Origin of the sequence: Streptomyces fodineus, from assembly GCF_001735805.1 — a bacterium.
GTDB lineage: Bacteria > Actinomycetota > Actinomycetes > Streptomycetales > Streptomycetaceae > Streptomyces > Streptomyces fodineus.
Map to the genome: position 1 here is coordinate 5,889,331 of NZ_CP017248.1, position 16,774 is coordinate 5,906,104.

Genomic DNA, 16,774 nt, shown 5'->3' on the forward strand with positions numbered 1-16,774 from the left:
AACTCACCGCACCTCGACGAAGGCCTCCGCGTCCCGCTCCGGCCGCGGTCCCGGCTCCCCGGCCGGATGCCCGACCGCCACCGCGCCCATCGGTTCCCAGTCCGCCGGCAGCGCGAGCGCCTCGCGCACCACGTCCCGGCAGAACATCGTGGACGACACCCACGCCGAGCCCAGCCGCTCCCCGGCCAGCGCGACCAGCAGGTTCTGCACGCCGGCGCCCATCGCGACGACGAACATCTCCCGCTCGGCGCCGTCCCGCCGCGGGTCCCCGTAGTGGTGCGAGCCGTCCATGACGAGGCATGGCACGACCAGATACGGCGCGTTGCGCAGGACGTCCCCGCGCCGCACCCGCTTCGCGATGGACTCCTCGCTCTTGCCGTCCCGCCGCAGGTCCGCGATCCACGCGTCCCGCATCGCGTCCAGCAGCCGTACCCGCGACTCCTCGGACTCCAGCAGTACGAACCGCCAGGGCGTGGTGTGGTGCGGGGCCGGTGCGGTCACCGCCGCCGCCACCGCGCGCCGTATCGCGCCGGGGTCCACGGGCTCGTCGGTGAAGGCCCGGACCGTACGCCGCTGGGTCACCGCCTCCCGGACCGCCTCGGAGGTGCCGAGCCGGAACATGTCGTCCCGCGCGGTCCGCACCAGCGCCCGTGCGCCCTCGCCGTCCTCGGCGGCCACCACGTGCGGCAGGCCGCGCACCACGGCCACCGGCCGGCCGGCCGCCTTGCCCTTCACCAGGTCGCCGGCGGCGGCCAGTTCGTCCGCCGTGGCGACGATCGTGGCACTAAGCGGATTGCCGTACGCGTCCGTGCCCCCGCGCAGGTCGTCCAGCACGCGCACCCCGGCGGCGCCGATCGCCACGTCCGTGAGCCCCGAACGCCAGGGCCGTCCGAAGGTGTCGGTGACGACGACACCGACGTCGACACCGAGAGCCTCCCGCAGGCCCGTGCGGATCGCGCGCGCGGACGCGTCGGGGTCCTCGGGCAGCAACAGCACCGTGCCGGCGGGGGTGTTGGAGGCGTCGACCCCGGCGGCGGCCATGACCAGGCCCTGCCGGTTCTCCACGATGCGCAGCGTGCCACGCCGGGCCACGACCCGCACCGTCTCGGCATCGATGGCCGCCTCCCGGTCGCCCGCGTGGACGACCCGCCCCTCCGCCTTGGAGACGACCTTGGAGGTGACGAGCAGCACGTCCCCGTCAGCCAGCCCCGGCTCGGCCTCGGCGATCAGCTTCGCGAGATCGTCCCCCGGCTGCACCTCGGGGATGCCGGACAGGGCCCGGACCGTGTACTCCGTGTACGCGGAGCGGTCCTCGGTCACGCTCCCCGTACCTCCTCGGCCAGGGCCAGCGCCTCGCGGGCCATCTGGGCGGCCGCGTCGACGTCGGTCATCATCAGGGGTACGGCCCGGCAGCGGATGCCGTCCGCCTCGACCCGCTCGACCGTGGCCGCGTCCACGGTGTCGACCAGCCAGCCGTCCAGCAGGCCCGAGCCGTAGTGCTCGGCGACCGCCGCGGCCGTGGACTCCACGCCGACCGCGGCGAGCACCTTGTCGGCCATGCCGCGCACGGGCGCGTCCCCGACGATGGGGGACAGGCCGACCACGGGCACGCCCGCGTCCGCGATCGCCTCCCGGATGCCGGGCACGGCGAGGATGGTGCCGATGGAGACGACGGGGTTGGACGGCGGGAAGAGGATGACGTCCGCCTCGGCGATGGCCTCCAGCACGCCGGGCGCCGGCTTGGCCTGGTCGGCGCCGACCGGTACGACCGCCTCGGCCGGGACCGAGGCCCGCAGCCGTACCCAGTACTCCTGGAAGTGCACCGCCTTGCGCTCGCCGTCGACCTCGACGGCCACGTGGGTCTCCACCCGGTCGTCGGTCATCGGGATCAGCTTCACGCCCGGCTTCCAGCGGTCGCACAGCGCCTCGGTGACGGCGCTGAGCGGATAACCCGCGCCGAGCATCTGCGTGCGCACGATGTGCGTGGCGAAGTCGCGGTCGCCGAGGCCGAACCAGTCCGGCCCGATCCCGTAGGCCGCGAGTTCCTCCTTGAGGTGGAAGGTCTCGTCGGCCCGCCCCCAGCCCTGCTCCTCGTTGATGCCGCCGCCCAGCGTGTACATGACCGTATCCAGGTCCGGGCAGACCTTCAGCCCGAAGAGGTGGATGTCGTCGCCGGTGTTGCCGATCACGGTGACGTCCGCGTCCGGCACGGCCCGCTTCAGACCGCGCAGGAAACGGGCACCGCCGATGCCGCCTGCCAGAACCACAATGCGCATGGGGCCAAGTCTTGCAGGCGGGTACGACAACGCGTCAGGCAGTCGCCGGACGCGGACCCCCGGGTTTCAGGCAGTGACCGGTGCCTGCCTGGTCCGCGCCTCGCAGTTGGCGGAGGTGTGCATCGGCATCTCGGTCAGCCCCGGGTAGTACACGTGCAGGCTGACCGCCGGCTCCAGCGTGTCGTTGCCGACCTCGTGGACATAGCCCGGCGCGAAGACCCGCTGCGCGCCCGCCGCCAACGCGCGCGTGCCCCGCTCGGTGCGCTCGGTGAGGGTGCCCTCCAGGACGGTGAGGACACCGGAGGAGCGGCCGTGGTCGTGTAGCCCGCTGCCCTGCCCCGGCACCCAGGACAGCAGCCACACCTCGTAGCCGGGGCCGGTGCGCAGCCGGTGGTACCAGCGGGTGGTCGTGTCGTAGCGGACGAGGGGGGCCCACTGGGCGCGGTCGGCGGCGATCGAGCGGGCGAGGCCCGCGAACTCGGCAACGGTGGCCGGGTGCTCGCGCGGCGGCTGGAGCAGGTGCGGGACTTCGAGGATGTCCCCGGCGATCTGAAGGTCGTTGTCGCTGTTCATGGGTGCGGTGGTTCCTCGGTGGGAGAAGGCCGGAGGGAACGGGGAACGGAAAACCGCGTCACGGGGGACACGGTCTACAGCCGGAGCAGGGCGTGGCTCAACAGCTGGAACAGCAACAACAGCTACAGCGAGACCGGGCAGCACCGTGGGACCCGGCGGTGCGGGTCGAGGTGAGTGCCAAGTTCGCGAGCATGCCCACTAGGACAGCGGCTCACACCTGAGCTGTCAACTCGGCGCCCGACATGTGGGACATGGTTCACCTCATCCGGTTCATCTGTCAGGCGAAAGGTTTGTTCACCCGGACCCCGGGACACATGGCGCACATCCGAGCGCTCAAGCCTCGTGCAACGGGATCGAACACGGGGACGTCCTTCTTCGTATAGAGGCCCGTACGGGGTCCGACCGCCTCCTCGCGGGCCCTCGGCTGCGTGTCAAGGTTTATGCCGATTTGAACACTTTCCGCATGGCCTTGGTTCCGCAGAGTGAATAACGGGCTCAATAGCAGATCTCGGCTTGACTCGCCCGGAGCAGCACACTTGTAATTTCACTCGTGTCGTTCAGCCGAAATCGGTAACGGCAACGCACGGGGACGCGAAAGACAGACGAGGGGCGCACATGACCGAGCTGGTGCAGCAACTGCTGGTCGACGACGCGGACGAGGAACTCGGCTGGCAGGAGCGCGCGCTGTGCGCCCAGACCGACCCCGAGTCCTTCTTCCCCGAGAAGGGCGGCTCCACCAGAGAGGCGAAGAAGGTCTGCCTCGCCTGCGAGGTCCGCTCCGAATGCCTCGAGTACGCCCTCGCCAACGACGAGCGATTCGGCATCTGGGGCGGCCTGTCCGAGCGGGAGCGCCGCCGGCTGAAGAAGGCCGCCGTCTGACCGCACATACACACCAAATCGTCACTAACGGCCCGTCGCCGGTGGGTTATCCACAGGCGGCGGGCCGTCGTCATGGCCAGCCGATAGTGTGGTCGCTCGTCCGAGACGTCCCGCTGTCCCCTCGGCACCCGAGAGGGCACAGGCGTCCACCGCAGTCCATCGAACCGGGGCCCGTACCTCGATGTCCGTGCACAGCCATACGGCAGTCCAAGACGGCGCCGTAACACCTGAGTTCCCGCGCCACGTGGTGACCGCGGTCCTCGTCTCCCACGACGGCGCCCGCTGGCTGCCCGACGCCCTCGCCGGGCTGCTCTCCCAGGAGCGGCCCGTCCAGTACGCGGTGGCCGCCGACACCGGCAGCGCGGACGACTCCGCCCGGCTGCTCACCGACGCCCTCGGCGATGCCAACGTGCTGCACCTGGCCCGCCGCACCGGCTTCGGCCAGGCCGTCGAGGAGGCCGGCCGCGCCGCCCCGGTCCTCACCCCGGAAGAGCTGCCGTACCTCAAGCGCCCCAGCGGCTGGGACCCCGTCACGCGCACATGGCGCGACGACGCCTACGACATGCCCGAACTGCCGTACGGCGAGCCCATCCAGTGGCTCTGGCTGCTGCACGACGACTGCGCCCCCGAACCCGACGCCCTCGCCGAGCTGCTGCGGGTCGTCGACAACGAACTGGAACTGGGCCGCGCCGACGTGGCGGTCGTGGGCCCCAAGCTCCGCGGCTGGTACGACCGCCGGCAGCTGCTGGAGGTCGGCGTCTCCATCGCCAACTCCGGCCGCCGCTGGACCGGCCTGGACCGCCGCGAACAGGACCAGGGCCAGCACGACCATGTGCGCACCGTGCTGTCCGTCTCCACCGCCGGCATGCTCATCCGCCGCGACGTCTACGAACAGCTCGGCGGCTTCGACCGCCGGCTGCCCCTGATGCGCGACGACGTCGACCTGTGCTGGCGCGCCCACAGCGCCGGCCACCGCGTCCTGATCGCCCCCGACGCGGTCGTACGGCACGCCGAGGCCGCCTCCCGCGAGCGCCGCACCGTCGACTGCGTGGGCCGTACGGCCGCCTCCCCGCACAAGGTCGACAAGGCCGGCGCCGTCTACACCATGCTCGTCAACACCCGCGGCGCGGTGCTGCCCTGGGTGCTGCTGCGGCTCGTCTTCGGCACCGTCGTCAGGACCCTCGCCTATCTCGTCGGCAAGGTCCCCGGCCAGGCCGTCGACGAGATCCGCGGTCTGCTCGGCACCCTGCTGCGCCCCGAGCGGATCATCGCCGCCCGGCGCCGCCGCGGCCGCCCGCAGATCGACAAGGGCGAACTGCGCCAGCTCTTCCCGCCGCCCGGCGCAACCATCCGGGCCACCGTGGAGCAGCTCACCGCCAACTTCACCAGCGGCTCCGACGACACCTTGCGGGCCGGCCGGCACGGCGGCGCCGTGGAGTCCGGGCCCGGCGGTGACGACGCCGACTTCCTGGAGGTCGAGCAGTTCGCCCGGCTCAAGCGGATAGCCCGCAAGCCGGGGCCCGTGCTCTTCCTCGCCCTGCTGCTGATCTCCCTGGTCGCCTGCCGCGCCCTGCTCGGCAGCGGCGCGCTCGCGGGCGGCGCCCTGCTGCCCGCCCCGGCCGGATCGGGCGAGCTGTGGTCCCGGTTCGCCGACTCCTGGCACCCGGTCGGCGCGGGCGGCACCCCGGCCACCCCGCCCTACCTGGCGATCGTCGCGATCCTCGCCACGCTGCTGTTCGGCTCCACCGGACTCGCCGTGACCGTCCTGCTGGTCGCCTCGGTGCCGCTCGCCGGATGCACCGCCTACTTCGCCTCCCGGCCGCTCGTCACCTCCCGGCTGCTGCGCGCCTGGGCCGCCATCGCCTACGCCTTCCTGCCCGCCACGACCGGCGCCCTGGCCGGCGGCCGCATCGGCACCGCCGTCCTCGCCGTGCTGCTGCCGCTCATCGCGCGCGCGGGCATCGCCGCGAGCGGCCTCGCGAACCGCTCCGGCGCGCGCGGCAGTTGGCGCGCCACCTGGGCGTACGCGCTGCTGCTGACGATCACCACCGCCTTCACGCCGATCGTCTGGCCCATCGCGCTGCTCCTCGGCATCGGCGTGCTGGTGCTGCGCCGCGGCGACCTCGTCGCCCACGTCCTGCGCTTCCTCGCCCAGCTCGGCACTCCGCTGCTGGTCCTCGCCCCCTGGTCGCTGACCCTGCTCCCGACCGGCTTCTTCAAGGAAGCCGGCCTGGCCTACGGCACCTCGGCCGCCTCCGCGTCCGACCTGCTCGGCGCCAGCCCCGGCGGCCCCGGCACGGTGCAGGGCCTGATGCTCCTCGGCATCGTGCTCGCCGCCCTCGGCGCGCTGCTGCGCTCCGAGCGGCAGCTCGGCGTCCGCACCGCCTGGGCGGTCGCCCTGGTGGGCCTCGTCCTCGCCGTCCTGTCCAACCGGTCCGCCTGGGCCGGGCCGGCCACCCTCGTCTACGGCATCGCCCTGCTGGCCGCCGCCGCCCTCGGCGCCGACGGCGCACGCGCGCGTGTGGCCGAGCAGAGCTTCGGCTGGCGCCAGCCCGTCGCCGCCCTGGTCGCCTTCGCCTGCGCCGCGGGCCCGCTGCTCATCGCCGCCGGCTGGATGATCCGCGGCGCCGCCGGGCCCGTGGAGCGCCGCGACCCGACCCAGGTGCCCGCGTTCGTCGCCGAGGACTCCACCACCGGCGACCGGGCCCGCACCCTGATCCTGGACAGCGACTCCACCGCGCGCGTGCGCTACACCCTGGTCCGCGGCTCCGGTGCCCGCATGGGCGACGCCGAGATCAGCGCCGCCGACGGCCAGAACACCCGGCTGGACAAGGTCGTCGCCAACCTCGTCGCCGGTTCCGGCGCCGACCAGGCCGACGAACTCGGCGGCTTCGCCGTGCGCTACGTCCTCGTCCACAAGGGCGCGCCCCGCGACATCACCCGCGTCCTCGACACCACCCCCGGCCTGACCCGGCTCAGCCTGCAGAACGGCAGCGCCCTGTGGCGCGTCGACCAGGAGGTCTCCCGGGCCGCGATCGTCCCCGCCGACGGCTCGGGCACCGCCCAGCCGGTCAGCAGCGGAGCGGTGGAGATCCACACGACCGTCCCGGCCGGCTCGGGCAACCGCGTGCTGCGCCTCGCCGACTCCGCCTCCGCCGGCTGGACGGCCACCCTGGACGGCAAGCCGCTCACCCGCACCACGGTCGACGGCTGGGCCCAGGGCTTCCAACTGCCCTCCGGCGGCGGGAAGCTGGACGTCACCTACGACGCCCCGATCACCCACACCGCCTGGCTGTGGGCCCAGGGCGCGCTCGCCGTCGTCCTGGTCGTCCTCGCCCTGCCCGGCCGCCGCCGCGACGTCGACGACGACATGCCCGAGGAAGAGCCGCTGCCCGCCCAGGCCACCGCCGGCGAGGGGCGCCGCGCCCGCCGCCTGCGCGCCCAGGCCGAGGAACAGGCCGGTGAGGAACAGCCGGGCGAGGAACAGGCCGGCGTCGAGCAGCCCGGCGTCGAGCAGCCCGGACCGCCCCTGCCGACGGACCCCCCGGCTGCCGTACCCCACCAGCAGACTTACGACAACTGGGACCAGGCCTCCTACGCGAACGCCGGATACGCGGCCTACGGAACCGACCAGTACCAGAACGGCGGCCAGTACCCGGCCCCCGGCTACGACCAGCAGGCCTACCCGGCCGACCCGTACCAGCAGACGGGCCAGTACGACCCGTACGCCTACGGCGGTACGGCCGACCAGATGCCGTACGACCCGACGGGCTACCAGCAGGGCTACGACCCGGCGTACGACCCCGCCCAGCAGGGTTACGACCCGGCCCGGCAGGGTTACGACGCGGCCCAGCACCCCGACGGCACCGGTAGCGAGCACCCCGACGGGAGCCAGCAGTGAAGCGCACCACCCTGTCCCTGATCGCCGCCACCACCGCGCTGGGCGCCGTCACCGCGTTCGCCGCGTTCGACGGCCCGTCGGCCTCCGGGGCCGCCGCCCCCAAGGCGGCCGCGAACCTCCCGGTGGAGCGCACGAGCCTGCTGTGCCCGGCACCGAGCATGTCGGACATCGCCGATACGTCGTACACGTCGTTCACGCCCGTCACCCAGTCCACGGAGAACAGCGGCAAGGCCCAACTCCAGCCTGCCGCCGCGGACTCGGCGGACGGCACGGGCAACTCCCAGACGGGCAAGGGCTCGAAGGGATCCAAGGGGGGGAAGAAGACCGCGGCCCAGCCGGTGATCACCCCGAAGGCGCCGGGCACACCGGTCACCGGCGACACCTCCGGCGCCGACGGGCCCGCGCTCATCGGTACCGCCGACGGCAGGTTCGCACCCGGCTGGACCGTCCAGGAGACCACCAAGGTCGCCGCCGGCACCGGCCGCGGCCTCCAGGGCGTCGACTGCACGGCCGCGGACACCGACTTCTGGTTCCCGGGCGCCAGCACGTCCGCCGACCGCACCGACTACGTCCACCTGACCAACCCCGACGACTCCGCCGCCGTCGTCGACATCGAGCTGTACGGCAAGGACGGCGCGATCAAGTCGTCCCTGGGGGAGAACCTCACCGTCCCCGCGCACGCGAGCAAGCCGGTCCTGCTCTCCACGCTCACCGACGCACGGCAGGCCGACCTGACCGTGCACGTCAGCGTGCGCAGCGGCCGGGTCGGCGCGTCCGTGCAGGCCCTGGACGCCAAGGCGGGCGGCGACTGGCTGGCCGCGGCCGCCGACCCGGCCGGCACCCTGGTCCTGCCCGGCATCCCGAAGGACGCCACCGACGTCCGCCTGATCGCCTTCACCCCCGGCGGCGACGACGCCGACCTCAAGGTCCGCCTGGCCTCACCGAGCGGCCTGATCACCCCGGCGGGCAACGAGACCCTGCACGTGAAGTCGGGCATGACGACCACGGCCGACCTCGGCGCCGTGACCCGCGGCGAGGCGGGCTCCCTGGTCCTGACCCCCACGGACCGGTCGGTCCCGGTGGTCGCGGCCCTGCGGGTCGTCCGAGGCAAGGGCGACCAGCAGGAGACGGCCTTCATCCCGGCCACCGCCCCCGTCGGCACGCGCGCGACCTCGGCCGACAACAGCGACAAGGGCACGACCCTCGCCCTGGCCGCGCCCCTCGCCACCGCCACGGTCAGGGTCACCGCGTCGGCGGGCAGTGACGGCGGCACGGCGACGACGAAGACGTACACGATCAAATCGGGCACCACCGAGAACGTCCCGTTCCCCGTCCCCTCCGGCCTGAAGGGCACCTACGCCCTCACCGTGGAAACCGTCTCCGGCGGCCCGGTCTACGCCTCCCGCACCCTCTCCGCCACCGCATCCGGAGTCCCCGGCTTCACCATCCAGACGCTGCCGAACGACCGGGGCATGGTGGCGGTACCGAAGACGACGGAGGATCTGTCGGTCCTGCAGAAGTAGGGCCGAGGGGGGCGCCGGACTGCCCCGGCTGCCGGCATCGACGCCGCCGTAGCCGCGGGCAGCCCGCCCCTAATCCTCCCCGTACCGGGGATCCACGGTCTCCGGAGTCAGCCCCAGCAGCTCGGCCACCTGCTCCACGACCACCTCGTGCACCAACGCGGCCCGCTCGTCCCGTCCCTTGGTACGGATCTCCACCGGCCGCCGATAGACGACCACCCGAGCCCGCTGCCCGTCCCGCGCGGGAACGACCCCGCCCAGCGGCACGGCCTCGTCACTCCACGCCTGCTCACCCCGCCCCTCCAGCCGGGGCACCTCCAGCACGAGGAAGTCGATGTCGGCCAGCTGCGGCCACCGCCGCTCCAGCCGCTCCACGGAGTCCTGCACCAGGTCCGCGAACACATCGGCACGACTGGCCGCCAGCGGCACCTGCGGCGGCGCGATCGGCCCCCGCATGCCCCGCCCGTGACGATCACGGCGACGGGGCCCGGGGCCGGCGGCACGGGGCGGTACACGGTTGTCCATCACTGGGGAAGCGTAGTCCCGCACGCTTCGCCCGCCCGGCCCCACACGGCAGTCCGCCGCTCACCGCACACCCGCCGGCCGCGTTCCCCCGGACGGCCACGGCACGGCCGATCGGCTCACGCCCGATCGGCCCTGTCCAACTCCGACCGGATGTGTCTGTCTCGTGTCGCAGGATGACCATTCCGGCCAACGTCTGGCTCGTTTCCGTAACCCTCCAAGACCGCCGAACTCAAGGCAATTGACGGTATTTGTATGGTCTCGTGACCGTATCGAGCCGCGCCCAAAACCTGCCGAGAACCCGTCCGTGCAGGTCAACAGGGCCTCCCCGAAGGGGTGTGTGGGGCGTTTCACAGCACGACACGGTGGAGTGACGTGGTGGGGAGTCGTCGCGGCCCGCTCAAGAGTGCGGTACCGTCCAACCTCGTGAGCCCTGTACGTCGCTGTTCGCGAACCGCCTGCGGCCGACCCGCCGTCGCGACGCTGACGTACGTCTACGCCGACTCGACCGCGGTCCTCGGCCCGCTCGCCACCTACGCCGAGCCGCACTGCTACGACCTGTGCGCCGAGCACTCCGAACGCCTCACCGCCCCCCGCGGCTGGGAGGTCGTCCGCCTCCTCGACGGCTCCGCTCCCGCGCGGCCCAGCGGAGACGACCTGGAAGCGCTCGCCAACGCCGTACGCGAGGCGGCCCGCCCCCAGGAGCGCGCGGCGGAGGCGGGCGGCGCAGGCCGCACGGCGGACCCCATGGAAGTCGCCCGCCGCGGCCATCTGCGCGTCCTGCGTTCCCCGGACAACTGAGCCCACCGCTAGGCTCGTCCGGTCCGCGCACGCCACCTCGCCTTCGGTCACGACTGGGCGTCCACCTGGTGTCCGCACACCTCGCCCTTACCCCCGACGGGTAGTTTGTGGGCACCCATAGGACTTTCAGGAGGGTTGGCCGTGACTGCTGATCTGTCGCAGATCGTGAAGGCGTACGACGTACGTGGAGTGGTTCCGGACCAGTGGGACGAGTCACTGGCCGGGCTCTTCGGCGCCGCCTTCGCGGAGGTGACGGGTGCGGCGGCCATCGTCGTCGGCCACGACATGCGCCCCTCGTCCCCCGGCCTGTCCCGCGCCTTCGCGCGCGGCGCGGCGGACCGCGGTGTGGACGTCACCGAGATCGGCCTGTGCTCCACGGACCAGCTGTACTACGCCTCGGGCGCGCTGAACCTGCCCGGCGCGATGTTCACCGCCTCGCACAACCCGGCCCAGTACAACGGCATCAAGCTGTGCCGCGCGGGCGCCGCTCCGGTCGGTCAGGACACCGGCCTCGCGCAGATCCGCGAACTGGTCGAGCGGTGGCTGGAGTCGGGCGCTTTGGAGCCGGCGGCCCGGCCGGGAACCCTGTCGACGCGCGAGACGTTGGAGGATTACGCGGCGCACCTGCGCTCCCTGGTCGACCTGACCTCCATCCGCCCCCTGAAGGTCGTGGTCGACGCCGGCAACGGCATGGGCGGCCACACGGTCCCCTCGGTCTTCGCCGGCCTGCCCCTGACCCTCGTCCCGATGTACTTCGAACTGGACGGCACCTTCCCCAACCACGAGGCCAACCCGCTCGACCCGGCCAACCTCGTGGACCTGCAAAAGCGCGTCCCCGCCGAGGGCGCCGACCTCGGCATCGCCTTCGACGGCGACGCCGACCGCTGCTTCGTCGTGGACGAACACGGCGACCCGGTCTCCCCGTCCGCGATCACCGCCCTGGTCGCCGCGCGCGAACTCGCCCGCAACGGCGGCAGCGGCACGATCATCCACAACCTGATCACGTCCCGCACGGTCCCGGAGGTCGTGAAGGAGAACGGCGGCACCCCGGTCCGCACCCGCGTCGGCCACTCCTTCATCAAGGCCGAGATGGCGAGCAGCGGCGCGATCTTCGGCGGCGAGCACTCCGCCCACTACTACTTCAAGGACTTCTGGAACGCCGACACGGGCATGCTGGCCGCCCTGCACGTCCTCGCCGCCCTCGGCGGCCAGGAGGGCCCGCTGTCCGCCCTCGTCGCCCAGTACGACCGCTACGTCGGTTCCGGCGAGATCAACTCCACCGTCGCCGACCAGTCCGCCCGCCTCGCCGCGATCCGCGCCGCGTACGAGGGCCGCGCCGACGTCACCCTGGACGAGCTCGACGGCCTCACGGTCGCCGCGGCCGACTGGTGGTTCAACGTCCGCCCCTCCAACACCGAGCCCCTCCTCCGCCTGAACGCGGAGGCGAAGGACGAGGCCACGATGACGAAGATCAGGGACGAGGCCCTGGCGATCATCAGGGCCTGAGACCAGGGCGCCGAGCCTCCCCGGAGGCCGAGCACAGGCCGGGGTCCAGGGGGCCAAGCCCCCTGGACGGTGCCGACAGCCCAGCTCGGCCAGTCCACCAGCGGTACGCTGACCAGGCACATCCACAGTCACAGACACGCTCCCCGAAGGGACACCCCATGCCGCTCGAAGCCGGCCTCCTGGAGATCCTCGCCTGTCCGGCCTGCCACGCTCCCCTCAAGGAGCAGGACACCGAGCTGATCTGCACAGGCCAGGACTGCGGCCTCGCCTACCCCGTCCGCGACGGCATCCCGGTCCTCCTCGTGGACGAGGCCCGCCGCCCCGAGTGACGCCCCCCCTGCACGTCGTAGACAACCCGCACAGGACCCCCGGCGACCGGAGGCACCCGCCATGCTGGACGAATCGCTGCTCGACGCCCCGGAGGGCCTCGCCCAGGCCGACCGCCGGGGCCTGCTGCGCGGCGCCGCCGAGGCCGGCGCCCGCGTCCGCACCGCCGCCCGGCACGCCGCCGAGGCCGGCATCGGCGATCTCAAGCCCGACGGCCGCCCCCGCGCCGTCCTCATCGCCGGCCCCGGCGCCGCCGCCACCCACACCGCCGACCTCATCGGCACCCTGGCCGGCGTCGGCAGCCCCGTGGTCCGCCTGGCCCCGACCGGTGTCGCCCCGGCCGCCGGCGCCCTGCGCTGGGAACTCCCGGGCTGGGCCGGCTCCGTCGACCTGCTCCTGATCGCCACCCCGGACGGCACCGAACCCAGCCTCTCCCTCCTCGCCGACCAGGCCTACCGCCGCGGCTGCTCGCTGGTCGCCGTGGCCCCGCCCGGCACCCCGCTCGCGGAGGCGGTGACCGGCGCCCACGGGCTGTTCGTACCGATGGCGACGGCCCCGTACGACCAGGAGGAACCGCTCGCCGCGTCCTCCTCCGGCGTCTTCTGGGCGCTGCTCACCCCGCTGCTGGCGCTGCTGGACCGCGTCGGACTGCTCAGCGCCCCGCCGGACGGCCTGGAAAAGGTCGCCGACCGCCTGGACCACATCGCCGAGCGCTGCGGCCCCGCCATCGCGACCTACAGCAACCCGGCCAAGACCCTGGCCGCCGAACTCGCCGACGCGCTCCCCGTGCTGTGGACGGAAGGGACCTCGGCGGGCCCCGCCGGACGCCGTTTCGCCGCCGCCCTCGCCGAACTCGCCGGCCGCCCCGCGGTCGTCGCCGAACTCCCCGAGGCGCTCGCCGCGCACGGCGCTCTGCTGGCCGGTCCGCTGGCCGCCAGCGCCGACCCCGACGACTTCTTCCGCGACCGCGTAGAGGAACCGGCCGCGCTGCACGCGCGCGTAGTGCTGCTGCGCGACCGCCCGAGCGGCGGCCTCACCGCCGCCCCCTCCGCCCGTGACCTGGCCCTCAGCCACGACACGCCGATCAGCGAGCTCGAACCGGAGCAGGGCGGCGAACTGGAAAATCTCGCGGAACTGATCGCCGTCACGGATTTCGCCGCTGTTTACCTGGCGCTCGCTTCGAGGGCCTGATGTGTGCTCCGGGCCGGACCATCCGCGCCCACCACGGCACGGCAGCCGGCATCACCGACAGCACGGCAATCCTCACCATCCGCCTACGTCGGCCGATCCGCATACGTACGGAGACAGAGAAGACACATGGACCGCCTCGACAACACCATCCGCCCCTACGCCTGGGGTTCCACCACCGCCATCCCGCAGCTCCTCGGCGTCGAGCCGAGCGGTGAACCGCAGGCGGAGATGTGGATGGGCGCGCACCCGGGCGCACCTTCGCGCACCGTGCGCGGGACGCTCGTCGACGTCATCGGCGCCGACCCGGAGCGCGAGCTGGGCGCCGAGACGGTCGCGAAGTTCGGCCCGCGGCTGCCGTTCCTGCTGAAGATCCTCGCCGCCGGCGCGCCCCTCTCCCTCCAGGTGCACCCCAACCTCGAGCAGGCCAAGGAGGGTTACGAGGACGAGGAGCGCCGCGGCATCCCGATCGACGCCCGGCACCGCAACTACAAGGACGCCAACCACAAGCCCGAACTGATCTGCGCGCTCACCGAGTTCGAGGGCCTGTGCGGCTTCAGCGACCCCGTACGGGCCGCCGGCCTGCTCGAAGGGCTCGGCGTCGCCTCCCTCAAGCCGTACGTCGACCTGCTGCACGCCCACCCCGGGGACGCCGCCCTGCGCGAGGTCCTCACCGCGATCCTCACCGCCGACCCCGAGGACATGGCCCGCACGGTCGCCGAGACCGCCGCCGCCTGCGATCGCCTCGGCGGCGACTACGCCCCCTACGCCACTCTCGCCCACCACTTCCCGGGCGACCCCGGCGTCATCGCGGCCATGCTGCTCAACTACGTCCGCCTGCAGCCCGGCGAGGCCCTGTTCCTGGGCGCCGGCATCCCGCACGCCTACCTCAGCGGCCTCGGCGTCGAGATCATGGCCAACTCCGACAACGTCCTGCGCTGCGGCCTGACCCCCAAGCACATCGACGTCCCCGAACTCCTGCGCGTCGTCCGCTTCGAGCCCACCGACCCGGGCGTGCTGCGCCCCGAGGCCTCCCCGGACGGCGAGGAGGTCTACGAGACGCCGATCGACGAGTTCCGTCTCTCCCGGTACGTCCTCCCCGAGGACGGCTCCACCCGCGACCTCACCCTCGGCACCCCGCAGATCCTGCTCTGCACGGCCGGTTCGCTCCGCGCGGGCGAGTACGGGCTGAGCGCGGGCCAGTCGGTCTTCGTGCCGGCCGGCGAGAAGGCGGAGATCTCGGGCGCGGGCACGCTCTTTCGCGCCACTGTGATCGTATGACCGGGGTTGTGGATACCTGACGCGGCGGTGCCCGGCCGGGCTGCAACAATGGCCCACCGGCAAAGGCCGGGCAAAGCCGGGCACCCGCCCGGCCGGCACGGACGGACGAGGACCCGTCCGGACGGCGCGGACGTACGAGGCGACAGAGGCGAAGGGACACGCGGACACATGAGCGCGTCAGGCGGTACGAAGGCGATCGTGGCGGCACTCGGTGCCAACCTCGCGATCGCGGCGTCGAAGTTCGTGGCGTTCGCGTTCAGCGGCTCCTCCTCGATGCTCGCCGAGGGTGTCCACTCGCTCGCCGACTCCGGCAACCAGTTCCTGCTGCTCATCGGCGGCAAGAGGGCCCAGCGCGAGGCGACCCCGCAGCACCCCTTCGGCTACGGCCGCGAGCGCTTCATCTACGCCTTCCTGGTCTCGATCGTCCTGTTCTCCATCGGCGGCATGTTCGCCATCTACGAGGGCTACGAGAAGATCAGCCACCCACACGAACTGGAGCACTGGTACTGGCCGGTCGGCGTCCTGGTCTTCGCGGTCGTCGCCGAGGGCTTCTCCTTCCGTACGGCCATCAAGGAGTCCAACGAACTGCGCGGCAGACTGTCCTGGGCGCAGTTCATCCGCCGCGCCAAGGCACCCGAGCTGCCGGTCGTCCTGCTGGAGGACTTCGGCGCGCTGATCGGTCTGGTCCTCGCCCTTCTCGGCGTCGGTCTCGCGGTCGTCACCGGCGACGGCGTCTGGGACGGCATCGGCACGGTCTGCATCGGTGTCCTGCTCGTCTGCATCGCCCTGGTCCTGGCCGCCGAGACCAAGTCGCTGCTGCTCGGCGAGGCCGCCGGCGCCGACGTGGTCAAGCAGATCGAGACCGCGATGGTCGACGGCGACACGGTCACCCGCGTCATCCACATGCGCACGCTGCACCTCGGCCCCGAGGAACTGCTGATCGCCGCCAAGATCGCCGTCCAGCACGACGACACGGCGACCGAGGTCGCGAACTCCATCAATGCCGCCGAGGCCCGTATCCGCGCCGCCGTCCCCATCGCCCGCGTCATCTACCTGGAACCGGACATCTACAGCGAGGCCGAGGCCGCCAAGGGCCCGGACCCGGAGGCCACCCCCGGCGGCCCGAACCCGCACGCCGTCGGGCACTGAGGCCCTCAGCCGCGGATCCCTCAGCTCCCGGCCGACCGCACCGGCCGGGGCATGGGCGGCATCGGTGGCATCGGAGGCGCCTTCCGCCGTCGTACGGCGAGGAAACCGATGCCCAGGCCGACTCCGGTGAGCAGCAGCACGACACCGAGGAGCAGGGCCGCCCCAGCAGGGCCGGACCCGTGCGATCATCCGTCACCCGGCCCCGCACCGCGTCCGCGGACACCGTCCCGCCCTGCTCGTCCAGGTGGAAACGCGAGTCCTGGGAGTTCGCGCGGTAGTCCCCGAGGAGGAACAGCCGTCCCCGCGGGACCCTCACGTCGTACGGGCGGTGCGCGCCGTCGGCGTCGCCGCCGTACACGTACGGCTCCTCGATCGGTTTCCCGTTCACGGTCACCCGCTCCCGCGAACCCACCAGGGCGCAGCACCGCACCCGGTCCCCGCCCACGCCGATCACCCGCTTCAGCAGGGGCGTGCCGAGCCCGTAGGACTCCGGCGGCGTGAACACCACGACGTCACCGCGCCGCACCCCGCCGCCGTCGACACGCTCCCAGACGATCCGGTCGCCCTGTTCGTACGTCGGCCTCATGCTGCTGCCCGCCACGGTGGAGACCCCGTACGCCTCCCGCAGGCAGGCGAAGGCGCCGAGCCCCAGCACGAGTCCCAGCAGGCCCACCACGAGCGCCGCGATCCCCAGCCCTCGTCCTCCGGCCGCCATGTCCTGTGCCCTCCCCATGTGGCCCGTCACCAGCGCGGAGGATAGCCGCTCCCCGCGAACGCCCGTGCGCGGGACGCCCGTCGGCCTGGAGCGGAGAGGGTACGGGCCCGTCGCTCCTGGCCCGTGCACCCCCCGT

Annotated in this window: 14 protein-coding genes; 9 read left to right on the plus strand and 5 right to left on the minus strand. The window is 72.9% G+C overall.

Translation table 11 applies throughout. The annotated features are described in order from the left end of the window. Positions 1 to 3 precede the first annotated feature (3 nt). The 3 genes from BFF78_RS25295 to BFF78_RS25305 all read right to left on the minus strand — a co-directional run bounded on the left by BFF78_RS25295 (position 4) and on the right by BFF78_RS25305 (position 2,849). Positions 4 to 1,320, minus strand: coding sequence for a coenzyme F420-0:L-glutamate ligase (locus BFF78_RS25295; RefSeq protein WP_069780491.1), 1,317 nt, complete (start codon positions 1,318 to 1,320; stop codon positions 4 to 6). Continuing rightward, positions 1,317 to 2,276, minus strand: coding sequence for a 2-phospho-L-lactate transferase (cofD, locus tag BFF78_RS25300; RefSeq protein WP_069780492.1), 960 nt, complete (start codon positions 2,274 to 2,276; stop codon positions 1,317 to 1,319). Before cofD ends, BFF78_RS25295 begins: the two co-directional genes overlap by 4 nt. Before the next feature lie 66 nt (positions 2,277 to 2,342). Beyond that, complete coding sequence (locus BFF78_RS25305; protein WP_069780493.1) at positions 2,343 to 2,849, minus strand: cysteine dioxygenase; 507 nt, start codon at positions 2,847 to 2,849, stop codon at positions 2,343 to 2,345. A 615-nt stretch (positions 2,850 to 3,464) separates the two neighbouring features. Here BFF78_RS25305 and BFF78_RS25310 point away from each other — a divergent pair. The 3 genes from BFF78_RS25310 (at position 3,465) to BFF78_RS25320 (ending at position 9,152) form a co-directional block, all read left to right on the plus strand. Continuing rightward, a complete protein-coding gene (locus BFF78_RS25310) occupies positions 3,465 to 3,728 on the plus strand; it encodes a WhiB family transcriptional regulator (protein ID WP_003975777.1) in 264 nt (87 codons plus the stop codon). A gap of 181 nt (positions 3,729 to 3,909) precedes the next feature. Beyond that, a complete protein-coding gene (locus tag BFF78_RS25315) occupies positions 3,910 to 7,629 on the plus strand; it encodes a glycosyltransferase (protein ID WP_099054928.1) in 3,720 nt (1,239 codons plus the stop codon). Beyond that, positions 7,626 to 9,152 (plus strand): DUF5719 family protein, encoded by a 1,527-nt coding sequence (locus BFF78_RS25320; RefSeq protein WP_069780495.1) that lies wholly within the window; start codon positions 7,626 to 7,628, stop codon positions 9,150 to 9,152. Before BFF78_RS25315 ends, BFF78_RS25320 begins: the two co-directional genes overlap by 4 nt. 69 nt (positions 9,153 to 9,221) lie before the next feature. On the opposite strand, the gene BFF78_RS25325 is transcribed toward BFF78_RS25320, so the two are convergent. After that, positions 9,222 to 9,605, minus strand: coding sequence for a metallopeptidase family protein (locus tag BFF78_RS25325; protein ID WP_069780496.1), 384 nt, complete (start codon positions 9,603 to 9,605; stop codon positions 9,222 to 9,224). A 444-nt stretch (positions 9,606 to 10,049) separates the two neighbouring features. Between BFF78_RS25325 and BFF78_RS25330 the strand changes: the two genes are divergently transcribed. The 6 genes from BFF78_RS25330 (at position 10,050) to BFF78_RS25350 (ending at position 15,923) form a co-directional block, all read left to right on the plus strand. Next, a complete protein-coding gene (locus tag BFF78_RS25330; protein ID WP_079161474.1) occupies positions 10,050 to 10,472 on the plus strand; it encodes a DUF3499 domain-containing protein in 423 nt (140 codons plus the stop codon). Between the two features lie 141 nt (positions 10,473 to 10,613). After that, positions 10,614 to 11,978: a phosphomannomutase/phosphoglucomutase gene (locus BFF78_RS25335; RefSeq protein ID WP_069780498.1), complete on the plus strand. Its 1,365-nt coding sequence runs from the start codon at positions 10,614 to 10,616 to the stop codon at positions 11,976 to 11,978. 158 nt (positions 11,979 to 12,136) lie between these two features. Continuing rightward, the gene (locus BFF78_RS43625; RefSeq protein ID WP_014673093.1) at positions 12,137 to 12,307 is read left to right on the plus strand and encodes a Trm112 family protein; all 171 of its coding nucleotides are present in this window, start codon (positions 12,137 to 12,139) and stop codon (positions 12,305 to 12,307) included. A 61-nt stretch (positions 12,308 to 12,368) separates the two neighbouring features. Further along, on the plus strand, positions 12,369 to 13,496 hold the full coding sequence (locus BFF78_RS25340) for an SIS domain-containing protein (protein ID WP_069780499.1): 1,128 nt from the start codon (positions 12,369 to 12,371) through the stop codon (positions 13,494 to 13,496). A gap of 126 nt (positions 13,497 to 13,622) precedes the next feature. Next, a complete protein-coding gene (gene manA / locus BFF78_RS25345) occupies positions 13,623 to 14,774 on the plus strand; it encodes a mannose-6-phosphate isomerase, class I (protein WP_069780500.1) in 1,152 nt (383 codons plus the stop codon). A gap of 168 nt (positions 14,775 to 14,942) precedes the next feature. After that, positions 14,943 to 15,923 carry a cation diffusion facilitator family transporter gene (locus BFF78_RS25350; protein WP_069780501.1) on the plus strand — a complete coding sequence of 327 codons (981 nt, stop codon included), beginning with the start codon at positions 14,943 to 14,945 and terminating at the stop codon, positions 15,921 to 15,923. Here BFF78_RS25350 and lepB read toward each other — a convergent pair. Continuing rightward, positions 15,820 to 16,656, minus strand: coding sequence for a signal peptidase I (gene lepB, locus BFF78_RS43630; protein ID WP_335755357.1), 837 nt, complete (start codon positions 16,654 to 16,656; stop codon positions 15,820 to 15,822). The two genes, BFF78_RS25350 and lepB, sit on opposite strands and share 104 nt — an antisense overlap. Positions 16,657 to 16,774: the final 118 nt, after the last annotated feature.

Coding starts and splice junctions, on each gene's coding strand:
- BFF78_RS43625 (WP_014673093.1), top strand. CDS start 12,137: ATGCCGCTCGAAGCCGGCCTCCTGGAGATCCTCGCCTGTCCGGCCTGC.
- BFF78_RS25315 (WP_099054928.1), top strand. CDS start 3,910: ATGTCCGTGCACAGCCATACGGCAGTCCAAGACGGCGCCGTAACACCT.
- cofD (WP_069780492.1), bottom strand. CDS start 2,276: ATGCGCATTGTGGTTCTGGCAGGCGGCATCGGCGGTGCCCGTTTCCTG.
- BFF78_RS25325 (WP_069780496.1), bottom strand. CDS start 9,605: ATGCGGGGGCCGATCGCGCCGCCGCAGGTGCCGCTGGCGGCCAGTCGT.
- lepB (WP_335755357.1), bottom strand. CDS start 16,656: ATGGGGAGGGCACAGGACATGGCGGCCGGAGGACGAGGGCTGGGGATC.
- manA (WP_069780500.1), top strand. CDS start 13,623: ATGGACCGCCTCGACAACACCATCCGCCCCTACGCCTGGGGTTCCACC.
- BFF78_RS25340 (WP_069780499.1), top strand. CDS start 12,369: ATGCTGGACGAATCGCTGCTCGACGCCCCGGAGGGCCTCGCCCAGGCC.
- BFF78_RS25310 (WP_003975777.1), top strand. CDS start 3,465: ATGACCGAGCTGGTGCAGCAACTGCTGGTCGACGACGCGGACGAGGAA.
- BFF78_RS25350 (WP_069780501.1), top strand. CDS start 14,943: ATGAGCGCGTCAGGCGGTACGAAGGCGATCGTGGCGGCACTCGGTGCC.
- BFF78_RS25305 (WP_069780493.1), bottom strand. CDS start 2,849: ATGAACAGCGACAACGACCTTCAGATCGCCGGGGACATCCTCGAAGTC.